Source organism: Streptomyces aureocirculatus (genome assembly GCF_000720475.1).
GTDB lineage: Bacteria > Actinomycetota > Actinomycetes > Streptomycetales > Streptomycetaceae > Streptomyces > Streptomyces aureocirculatus.
In genome coordinates, this window is record NZ_JOAP01000093.1 from 1 (window position 1) to 10,425 (window position 10,425).

The 10,425-nt window shown below is 68.1% G+C and carries 8 protein-coding genes, 1 tRNA gene and 2 pseudogenes; 6 read left to right on the forward strand and 5 right to left on the reverse strand.

Annotated elements, in window-relative coordinates; translation table 11 throughout:
- Positions 1 to 272 precede the first annotated feature (272 nt).
- From IG78_RS44680 to IG78_RS43480, 3 genes are all read left to right on the forward strand, one after another.
- A complete protein-coding gene (locus IG78_RS44680) occupies positions 273 to 797 on the forward strand; it encodes a hypothetical protein (protein WP_157856048.1) in 525 nt (174 codons plus the stop codon).
- Positions 798 to 958: 161 nt separating this feature from the next.
- Positions 959 to 1,035, forward strand: a tRNA-Met gene (locus IG78_RS0140020).
- Positions 1,036 to 1,348: 313 nt separating this feature from the next.
- On the forward strand, positions 1,349 to 1,879 hold the full coding sequence (locus IG78_RS43480; RefSeq protein WP_225882416.1) for an ankyrin repeat domain-containing protein: 531 nt from the start codon (positions 1,349 to 1,351) through the stop codon (positions 1,877 to 1,879).
- A 1,642-nt stretch (positions 1,880 to 3,521) separates the two neighbouring features.
- Here the strand turns inward: IG78_RS43480 and IG78_RS0140030 are convergent.
- Entirely contained in the window at positions 3,522 to 4,133 is a 612-nt protein-coding gene (locus IG78_RS0140030) for a TetR/AcrR family transcriptional regulator (RefSeq protein WP_030574315.1), read from the reverse strand.
- A 608-nt stretch (positions 4,134 to 4,741) separates the two neighbouring features.
- Between IG78_RS0140030 and IG78_RS0140035 the strand changes: the two genes are divergently transcribed.
- Together IG78_RS0140035 and IG78_RS0140040 are read left to right on the forward strand one after the other, a co-directional pair.
- Positions 4,742 to 5,602: a tRNA-dependent cyclodipeptide synthase gene (locus tag IG78_RS0140035; RefSeq protein ID WP_078965947.1), complete on the forward strand. Its 861-nt coding sequence runs from the start codon at positions 4,742 to 4,744 to the stop codon at positions 5,600 to 5,602.
- A gap of 87 nt (positions 5,603 to 5,689) precedes the next feature.
- Positions 5,690 to 6,898: a cytochrome P450 gene (locus IG78_RS0140040; RefSeq protein ID WP_157856050.1), complete on the forward strand. Its 1,209-nt coding sequence runs from the start codon at positions 5,690 to 5,692 to the stop codon at positions 6,896 to 6,898.
- Between the two features lie 399 nt (positions 6,899 to 7,297).
- Here the strand turns inward: IG78_RS0140040 and IG78_RS0140045 are convergent.
- Positions 7,298 to 7,660, reverse strand: a pseudogene (locus tag IG78_RS0140045) (DJ-1/PfpI family protein); the annotation flags it as partial.
- A 71-nt stretch (positions 7,661 to 7,731) separates the two neighbouring features.
- On the opposite strand from IG78_RS0140045, the gene IG78_RS0140050 reads away from it, so the two are divergent.
- A complete protein-coding gene (locus tag IG78_RS0140050) occupies positions 7,732 to 8,559 on the forward strand; it encodes an alpha/beta fold hydrolase (RefSeq protein ID WP_030574327.1) in 828 nt (275 codons plus the stop codon).
- A 23-nt stretch (positions 8,560 to 8,582) separates the two neighbouring features.
- Here IG78_RS0140050 and IG78_RS0140055 read toward each other — a convergent pair whose 3' ends face one another.
- From IG78_RS0140055 to IG78_RS52025, 3 genes and pseudogenes are all read right to left on the reverse strand, one after another.
- Positions 8,583 to 9,392, reverse strand: a complete 810-nt coding sequence (locus IG78_RS0140055; RefSeq protein WP_030574330.1) for an IS5 family transposase — start codon at positions 9,390 to 9,392, stop codon at positions 8,583 to 8,585.
- Positions 9,393 to 9,620: 228 nt separating this feature from the next.
- Positions 9,621 to 10,094 carry a transposase gene (locus tag IG78_RS47210; protein ID WP_225882415.1) on the reverse strand — a complete coding sequence of 158 codons (474 nt, stop codon included), beginning with the start codon at positions 10,092 to 10,094 and terminating at the stop codon, positions 9,621 to 9,623.
- An 84-nt stretch (positions 10,095 to 10,178) separates the two neighbouring features.
- Positions 10,179 to 10,329 (reverse strand): annotated as a pseudogene (locus IG78_RS52025) (IS5/IS1182 family transposase); the annotation flags it as partial.
- Positions 10,330 to 10,425 lie beyond the last annotated feature (96 nt).

The window sequence follows — 10,425 nt, forward strand, 5'->3', positions numbered from 1 at the left end:
ACACTCTCGGCACACACCCCCACCGCCCTCGCGATCTCCGCATTCGGAACACCGTCCTCGAACAACTCGACTGCCCGAACACGACGCGCCTCTGCCAACCGAGGCCGCGACAAAGGAGGAAGGCAGGAGCCGGCAACCGAAGCGGAAGGTCGATAAGCCACCCCGACAGCCTCCCACCCACACGCCCACCACACCCACCGAACTTACGAAAAGATCAGTAGGGGCTGCCTGCTCAGGGCTGTCTCGTGAGCGGTGCTGGCATTGTAGGAACCATGGCAGCGATAGACGACACATCCGAACCTAACAGCCCTGTCCACAGCACCTGTTCGCCTCTGATGGAGGCGGCGTGGCTGTATCAGGCGGATCAGGTGTCTCCGGAAGACCTCTCGAGGGCCGCTGCTCAGGCACTCGCAGGGGCGATGGACACGCCGGCCCTGCGCGAGCTCGCCGGCCTGCCGCGTCACGCGGATCCCCGGGACATCCGGGACACGTTTGAGCAGGCTGTTGATGAAGCAGGGATTGTTTTGCCCGACCGCTACCTGGCCCGACGATTCGCGCTGCGCAGGCTGGCTACGCGTTTCACCGCCGGGGAGGTGGGTCTCGGCGAGCTGGCATCGGACGAGTGGTCGGATCTGGAGGCCGAGACCGCTGAGGAGCGGGCATTCCTGGCGCTCCTTCCGCCGTGCGCGTGCTGCATTAAGTACACGCTGGGGCTTGACGAGGTGGCGTGGAAAGCGCAACTGCGAATCGCTGCCCGCGCCTTGGTCTCGCAGCCCGATGTTGGGCCACGCTTTTGATCATTGAGGCGGCGCACTATCCGGGGACGGGAACTCCGGAAGACAACGGCAGCAGGATCACCTCGCAGAGGCATGCGGAGCCGACTCTGCGCCCGGAACCGACCTGCGGGGCGAGTCCGGTCGGGAGCCCTGGGCCCAGTGACGTAGGATGGTCCTACCGACGCGGGGTGGAGCAGCTCGGTAGCTCGCTGGGCTCATAACCCAGAGGTCGCAGGTTCAAATCCTGTCCCCGCTACCAACACGACAGCCCTCTTGGCCCTCCAGGTTGAGGGGGCCGTTCGCATTTCAGGCCCGTCGGCGGCTCGGGCCGCGAGGTCAGCGCCCGGCGCCGCCATGATCGCTGAAGCCGTCGGCACCGGGCAGGCGGCGACCAACAGGACCCGAACTTCCAACGGCAGTCCCCGCAGGCGGCCTTCGCGGTTCAGGGCCGAGCCCCCACGTCGCAGCAGCCCCTTTTCCAGCGCCCGGCCCTCGGTCACGGCGCCCTCACGGCGGACGGCACCCCCGGGTGGACGTGTTATCAGCCTGTCACGCATGATCCAGGTGTGGACATGGTGGATCATCTGGCACGCGCTGCCAGGGACGGTGACGTGACGGGGGCCGCACAGTTCCTGGCTGCCGGTACCGAGGTGGATGCCCCGGGCAGCACTGGGCGTACCGCGCTGGATCTCGCGGTCCATGCGGGGCACGCCGGCACTGTTCGCGTGCTCCTTGCTGCGGGTGCAGACCCGCGCCAGCAGGCAGGCCAGTACGGTGAATCGACGCCGTTGTGCCTGGCGGTGATGCACGGGTATACGGCCGTTGCGGAGGTCCTTCTCCAAGCCGGCGCCCCCACCGGCGCCCAGGGCAGGATGAGCTACGTACCGCTGGTGCTGGCTGCGACGCCCGCGGAGCACGGCCACCCACCGTCCGTGGACTTGCTCCTACGCCATGGAGCGGACATCAACGGGGTGATGAAGGGAAAGACACCCCTTGAATGGGCGGCCACCTTCGGGCAGGCGCGCATGGTGCAGCACCTGCTCACCCGAGGTGCGATACCAACAGCCTCACCCGAGGTGCGATACCAACAGCGAAGGCGCTGAGCGAGGCCTGGGCAGGTGCCAAACGCTCTCCGGCCGCGGGTGCGTACGCGCTCGTCGTCGAAGTCCTGCACGCCGCGGGTATCGACGACTGAACTCACCGTCCGACCTCGCTGGCAGAGGGCGCAAGGTCGATGTCAACGGACAGGTGAGTGCGGGAGTCACGTTCAGGAGTCCGTGTGAGCCCGCTGTTCTGTGACAGGTGATCTTCCCTCTTGCCGGCGAATCTAGCTCATGGGGACGGTCGTGCCACTACGCCTTGATCGGGACCGGCGGATCGAGGTGGAGACGTGCCTTGACGGCGATCACCCTGGGCAAGATCCACTGACAGGTTCTGAGCCGGAGAAGGTTCACTCGATGGCCTCAGCCAGGCTGCGTTCGTCACTGAAGATTCCTCACCGCAGGTCAGCGGCGATTCGTTGAGGAAGATCCCCTGCCCCCGGACACCCGCCCACTGAGACTGACGCAACGTCGGCCAGTACGCCAGGCATGTGCGACGGCGAGAGCGTCAGCGCCCGCGTGGCTTGACAGACCACATTAGGAATCAACGCCACCGCTAATCCACAGAGAACGATCACTCTTTGGACGGAAAGGGATCTTCGGAGGCCCTGTGCACTGCAGGACAACAGCGCTCGTGAACACCCGCAAGCGCGAAAGAGCAGGGAGCTCGGCGTCAGCCCAGGGGTTGTGGCCGTCGCCGATCAACGGACTGCGTCATCGCAGCCGCCAAGCTGAAGCGCGGGCCCTGATCACAACGGCGTGTCTCCAGCGGCGCCGTCAGGCACAGGCACCGCTTCTCGTACTGGGTGAGCTCAAAGCCGCCGGATGACCCCGAAGTATGGCAGTAGGGGCCACCAGGAACGATCCGGTGGCCCCTGCCGTCGTACGACGAGGCGCTACAGAACGACCGGGACCAGACCACTTCCCGCAGGAAGGGTGTCACCGTTTCTGGCCCACCCACGTATCGAGTCATGCGCGACGGCCTGGGCCACGGCCCCGTAGTCACCCCGTCTTTGGGCTAACCCGCTTCCCTCGACCCGCCTACCGCAGGCCACCGCCCTGCCTAGAACCGCGGTTCGGGGCAGAGCTGCTCCCTCATCTTCTAGATCATGGGGCGGGATCGGGCGGCGGCGACCCGAGCGTCGGGCCGCCGTTGCGGACCGGTCACACCAACGAGGCTGCGTTATGCGTCGCCACGAAGATGAGCTTCGCCAAGTCGGGTGCGGGCGCGGACGTGGCAGCGGTCCCATCGCTCCACGCTTCCTGGGTCGTACCCGCTGCGGCCCAGGATTCCCCTGGTGTCACAGCCGAAGCCGTAGTCACTGTCGCCCCAACTGCGAGCGTAGCTCCCAACCCCGCAGCGGCGAGCACATGACGAACACGCATGACATACCCCTATCCAAGAAACTCTGCCCTGATGGCGGGCTGTGCAGTTGGACCCTGACAGGCAATTGCCAGCAGCGAATGCGAGGAAACAGACCTTGTCCTGTATGCGACCGTGTTTGTCTCATCTGAGACCTTCCCGCCGCCCGGGGTCCTTACGAGTTTCCGTACCCGGCGCCAATCACCGCCTGGCGGGCGGGTCGGCGGCTCCGCTTGTCTCGTTCGGGCGAGGGGGCAGTCAGCCGAAGCGGTCGGCGCCCGGTTAGGGGGCTCGCAAGGCCATGATGGCCTGGTGGGCGAGCCAGGGTTCGGCCCGGTCGTAGGACCATCCGTTGTCGTCGACCAGCGTGAAGTACCCGCTGTATCCGAAGTAGAACCACAGGATGCCGGTTGCCTGATCGACCGTCATATTGGGGTGCGTGCCGCCGATTTTGTGCAGATGGGCGGCGACGGTGGCGAGCGCGTCGCGATAGCGCCGGGTCCCGATCGCCAGCCCTTCGGCCGCGTCTTCGTTGTGGGGCGCTGTCGCGATCAGGATGCGCATGATGTCGCCGAAGCTTTCCCGCATGGACCTCGTCACGGCGGACAGTTGCCGCAGCAGCTCGTCCGGATCGGTGTAGGAATCCAGCTCGTCCATCGATGCGGCGACGATGGGGGCCTGGCTCCAGATGTCCACCAGGGTGCGCAGCAGACCCTGCTTGCCGCCGCCGACGGCATAGACGGTCGTCGGGGCGACCCGGGCCTCGGCGGCGATCTCTTCGACCGTGGTCGCGAAGTAACCCTTGAGCGAGAAGAGCAGCCGCGCGGACTCGACGATGGCCAGTCGGGTGGCCTCCGCGTAATCGCTCCGCCGGCTCTTGTGCGGTGTTGACATGACCGTACCTTGCCGCATCCCGGTCTCCGTTGCCAGGCTGCGTTAACCGGAGTTAGACTCCGACGAGCGGATTGCTTCTTTGAGCGACGAGTTCTGCGGTAGCGCACAGACCATGCGACGAGCCGGGAGGGGCACTGCGGTGACGTATCCAGGGCGAACCACGCGATGTACGAAGCTGGCCGCCCCCCTGTGCCGTACACCCCTCGCGGGGCGGGCGGGGACGTCCGGGCCCGCCTACGGCTCCGCTCGCGCGCTCCGGAACGGGGTGAGTGTCCGCCGCCCGGCCGCCGTTCCGCGGTGCGTGGATCCGGCCGACGTCCGGCGCGTGTACCCCGCAGCCGTATCAGGGCCTCACTGAGGTGACCGGCCCCCGCTGAACAGTGCGCAACGGGCTCGCGGACGAGCCTGCGTCCGGCCTCCTCTTCCGGTGCCTGGACGGGTCTGTCCCGCCCGGAACAGCCCCAGAAGGACAGCTTCCACGTGTCGGCCTGTGCGCCGTCCCCCACGACGGAGCGGGGCCGGTCACGGACGTTCACACCGAGCAGAGCCCCATTCGCAGCCATTCGAAGGGTTCCCTTGTGCCGCATTCCCTCACCCCGGCCACGCCCATGGCGATACACACCTCCGCATCCGCGGCAGCATCCACACACACCTCCGCACCAGCGGCAGCATCCACGCCCACGCCCGCGACTGCGTCCGCACCGTTAACCGCGGCCGCAGCAGCCGGCGGCCACACCCCGCTCCCGTACACACCCAACTGCCGTCGGCTCCTGCGCGACGCCGATCACCTGCTGATCGGGGTGAGTCCAGGCAATGGCTACTTCAGCATCCCCACCCTCACCCGTGTGTTCCGCTGGGCGCATGCCACCTTCCAGCGGGTGGACGTCATCGTCCCCGACCGCTCCCTGGCGTCCAACTACCGCGCCCAGGGCTATCCCGACCAGGCGGCACACAAGAAGGCGCGGACAGAAGTGTCCTGTGTCCGCAGGCGCATCCGCCGCGCCTTCGAGCGCAGCGAGATCCCCGGGGAGGACCAGCACACCCACCTGCTGTCCGACCTCGCGCAATCCGACGCCTACCAGCGACTGCACCTGCGCGTCCGGGACGCGCTGACCACCGACGAACGCACCCACGCCATCTGCCGGAAGGTGTCCGCCCGCGCCGTCCCCAGGGCGGCAGCCGGGTCCGGGACGGCAAGCGAACCCGGGACCGCGGCCGGTTCCGGCGAGGACGGCCGCGCGAAGCCCGGGGGCACGGGCAGCGACGCCGCCGCCCTGGCCCTGGAGTACCTCATCGACGAACTGCCCTTCTTCATGGACACCCCGAGCATCCTCGGCGTCTCCTCGTCACTGGTCAGCTATCACGCGCCGGTGGGCTTCGCCGATCTGCTCTACACCGGGGCCGGCCCCCTGCACGCCGCAGCCAACCAGGGCTTCGTCCTCCTCAAGGACCACGCGGCGCAGTACTGATCCGACCGCACCCCGCACCGGTCCCAGCGGACCCGCACTCCGCCGAGAGGAGCGGACCGCCACCCGTATGTGAAGGAGCGTCTCACCGTGACCACCGCACAAGGCCCCCTCACCTTCCCCTTCCACGACTGGGGTCAGGAGCTCTCCCCGCACCACCGACGGCTGCGCGAAGCCGACGCACCGGCCTGCCCCGTCGTCTCCGAGTACACCGGAGACCAACTGTGGCTCGTCACCCGGTACGCCACCGCCAAGCGGCTGCTGGAAGACCCGCGATTCAGCTCGACCGCCGCGATGGCCCCCGGCGCGCCCCGTCAGGAACCCGTGGAACTGCGTGCCCCCGGCACCACCGGCGACGGAGTGTCGGTGCTGCGCGAAGCGGGCCTGCGCTCCGTCTTCACCGAAGGTCTCGGGCCGCGCGCGGCCCGGCGCCACGAGAAGTGGCTCCGTGACCGGGCCGACACACTGCTGCGCGGCCTCGCCGAACACGGGGGCCCCGTCGATCTCGCGGCGGACTTCGCACAGCCCCTGGCGGCGGCGATGACCTCCCGCGTCCTGCTCGGCGAACTCAGCACCGAAGAGGCCGCGCTGCTCCGTGACCGTACCGACCTCTCCCTCCAGTTCTGCGGCGCCACCGCCGAGGAGCAGCGCGGAGGCCTCATCGACATCCACCGGTTCTTCACCGCCCACGCCCGCCGACTGGCCGACGGGCCCGGAGACCACCTGCTCAAGCGGCTCGCCGAAGCCCCGGCCGAGGCCGGCCCGCTGGGCGACGCCGCGCTGTCCGAGATCGCCGCGCTGCTGCTGATCGCCGGATACCCCACGTCCTCAGGGTTCCTGTGCGGCGCTGTGATCACCCTGCTGCGGCACCCGGAAACCCTCGCTCGGCTGCACCGCGATCCCGCGCTGATCCCGGACACCGTGGAGGAACTCCTGCGCCACACACCGCTGTCGACCGGAGCTGCCAAACGGATGGCCACCGAGGACGCGGACATCGACGGCGTTCAGATCCGGGCGGGAGAGGTGGCGATGGTCTCGCTGGAGGCCGCCAACCACGACCCGGACGCCTTCGACGACCCCGACAGTTTCATCCCGGAACGCCAAGGCCCGGGACACCTCGGCTTCGGCCACGGCCCCAACTTCTGCCCCGGGAACCGCCTGGCCCGCTGCCTGATCGACGCGATGGTGCGCGCGGTGGCCCGCCGGCCCGGGCTCCGCCTGACTGTGGAACCCGAGGAGATCCGCTGGCACGAGGGCCTCTTCTTCCGCCGCCCGAAGGTGATCCCAGCCTCCTGGTGACCCGCACGCGGCGGCCCGACGCACAGGGGCGTCTTGTCGACATCCCTGCGGCAGTACCGGCTCCGCTAAACAACCAGCGGACAGCGCGAACACGTCGTTGTTCAAGGTGCCCATTCTCGCCTCCGGCCGGGCTGCCTGTCCGGCCGGAGGAACAAGCTGCCCGGCTACCGGCGGCGCATGAGGTCGAACCAGCCCCGGCGCCTGGCGGCCGGCGCTTCGACCGCCGTTCATTCGGCCTCCCCGGTCTGTCGGCGCGCGACACGCTCAACCTCCGCGCCGGTCGGCAGCCTTCCTCGCGCACCGCCCGTACAGCCGGCCCCACACCCCCGCGGCCACGACCTCGTGGTCTCCTCCAGCGCTCGTCGGGAAATCTGGCACCACACCGCGTGCACACCGGCCGCTGCGCCTCCCGCACAGCAGCCTGGCAAGGACGAAGGCACCCGTGCAGATGGCGGCCATCCTCGCTCCGCGCCGGTGGGCGGATCGCAGCGCCGCGGTGACAGCCGGTGGTATGGGTGCGCCCGGTGGCTCCCAGCCGGGGACGACCACGGTGTTGGCCTGCTCCAGGGCCTCAAGCCCGGCGCCGACGATCATCGCGTAACCGGCGGTGGTCCGCAGGGGGCCGGGGCGTTCGGTGCAGATGCGGAAGCTGTAGCGGGGCGGTTCGTTCTGCGAGGCCGTGCCGAAGACCTCGGTGGCACAGGCGAGTTCGAATGGCGACTGTGGCGGGTTGAGCAGGGCCACAACCCGATGGAGAGGCATGGCAAGAATGTACCTGCAGATGTCTTTTTGGACTCTCGGTTGGGCGGCTCCGCGCAGGCCACAGTGGTCACATGAGAGAAGACACCGAAACAACAGTGTTGAGGACCATGGTCCAGGTCGACGGCGACATGGCCAGCTACCTGACCGCAGGGCGGCGGGACGGCCAGCCCGTGCTGCTGCTGCACGGGACGTACTGGAGCCGGGTCTGGCTCCCGGTACTCGACCACCTCGCCGACGCGGGCCTGCGGCCCGTCGCGGTCGACCTCCCCGGTCTTGGCCGCTCGGGAGGTCAGCTCACCCCGGAATCGGCCACCGTTCCGGCGCTCGCCGGCTGGGTAACCCGGTTTGCCGCCGCGTTGAAGCTCTCTGGTCCCATCGCCGTGGCAGGCCACGACATTGGCGGGGCCATCGCCCAGCACCTTCTCGCTCACGACCGGCTCGACGTGTCCCGCCTCGCCCTGGTCAACTCGGTCCTCTACGACTCCTGGCCCGCGCCCCACGTGGCCCAATTCCGCGACTCGGACACAGCCGAGGGCGTGCTCGCCGCCCGTCGGCAGGCGGTCACGAGGGCGCTGGCCGGTGCCGCCACCGAGTCGTTGATCGCGGAGTACGTGGATCCGTGGACCGACGGGCGGGTTCGCCGCTCCTGGACGGCCCTGGCGGGCGCGGCCGACAACCGCTACACCCTCGACCTCGTTCCCGCGCTGCAGCGGTCCACCACGCCCAAGCTGCTGATCTGGGGCGAGGACGACCTCCATGAGACGGTGGAATACGCCGATCGCTTCGCCTCAGAGATCCCTCACGCCATGCTCATCCGCATCCCGAATGCGGATCACATCCCCACGGAGAGTGCCCCCGACCGGATCGGCCGCGCGCTCGCCGACTTCTTCACGGCGTAGAGGTCTTCGAACTCGTGATGCGATCATGATTCGGCCTTCTTGAGCCGTCGCCAGCAGATCAAGCTGCAGGCTGACGAGGTTGATGCGGCGTGGAGTTCGAGGCGTCGTTCCCAGCGCACGGCCAGGCGCTTGAACTGGTGAAGCAGGGCGAAGGTCTGCTCCACGACGTAGCGGAGCTTGCCCAGACCCTTGATGTTCGGGGCGTCCTTGCGAGAGATGACCGGCATGATCCTGCGGCGCCGCAGCTCGTGGAGCACAGCTTTCGAGTCGTACGCATTGTCGCCCAAAAGGGAGTGGGGGCGGCGGCGCGGATGTCCAACCCGTCCCGCGATGAGCGGGATGCCGTCGACCAGGGCGAGGATCTGGGTGACGTCGTTTACGTTCGCTGCGGTGGTGATGACGTGCAGCGGGGTGCCGCGGCCATCGCAAATCAGGCGATGCTTGCTGCCCGTCTTCCGCCGGTCGACCGGCGACGGACCGGTCGAGGCTCCCCCTCTTTTCGCGCGGACATGTGAGCCATCCACGCAGGCGCGCGACCAGTCGAGCTCGCCAGCCGCGTTCAACTCAGCGAGCAACAAGCGATGCAGATGGTCGAAGACACCAGCACGCTGCCACCGCACCAGGCGCCGCCAGCAGGTCTCTCCGGAGCCGAACCCCAGCTCCAACGGTAGGAGTTGCCAAGCGATGTCCCGGTGCAGGACAAACAGGATGCCCTGCAGACATCGCCGATCATCTATCGGCTTCGGGCCTGGCGACCGCTCCGGCCAAGGTGGCAGCAGCGGCTCAATCAACACCCACAAGTCGTCATCCACGATCCACGGCCGAGTCGTCACTCACCACGAACGGCCCGATCGTCACACACGTCACACCGCAGGACCGTTCAACAAGATCTTGTTACGAGCTCTTACGAGACATCAACGGGGGTTCACTTCCGTTCACCCGTCCAGCCTTTCCCTCGCCTGTTGTCCCCCGATGGCCAGGGAATGCTTGGGCTTGAACGCTCAGCTTCACCCCCCGCCGTTACCGGCGACGCATGTGAGCGCGGGAACGGATTTCGGACACTAATCCGGGGTCAGCACGGGTCTCCTCCCTTCGTGGCTTTCCCACTTAACGTGTGCGACTTCGTGTCGCACCTTGAGGCGGTTGATGGCCCGTTCGACGGTGTTGCGTTTCTTGTACCGCTCTTCGTCGAAGCCAGGAGGCCGTCCGCCGCGTGACCCTTTGCGCTGACGGCTGGCCTGGCTGTCGGTCTTCTCCGGGATCGAGTGGCGGATGCCCCGTCGTCGCAGATACCCGCGGCACGGGCCGTTGCTGTAAGCCTTGTGCGCCGCGACGCTGTCGGGCTTCTTGCGTGGCCTGCCTGGCCCGGTCCGAGGGACGCGAATCTCCTCCAGCACGGGCTCGAACTGCGTGCAGTCCGCCCGTTGTCCCGGAGTAACGATCAGGGACAGCGGGCGGCAGCGGCCGTCCGCGCTCAGGTGAAGCTTGGTAGTGAACCCGCCCCGAGCGACCCAGGCCCTCACCTCTCTCACCACCTCCGCCAGGCGGGGCGAGGAGGCTCTGCCCTGCCGTCTCGGCCTGATGTTCTGCCGCTGCGTCCCTCTTTGAGACGGGCGGTGGTTCGGTTCGGGCCCCGGCGGCGTGCTGGTGGGCCCGCACGATGGTGGAGTCGACCGAGCCGTCCCAGTCGATCTCCCCATCTGCGTCGGCCTCGGCCTGGACCTGCCGGAACAGGCGTTCCCAGGTTCCGTCGGCCGACCACAGACGGTGTGAAGTAGGCCGCCGGCGAGGTACTCGTGGTTCGAGTCCTTTTCCGACGGCCCCTTCCCGAACGGTGCGGGCTAGTTTCCCAGCACACCGCTCTCC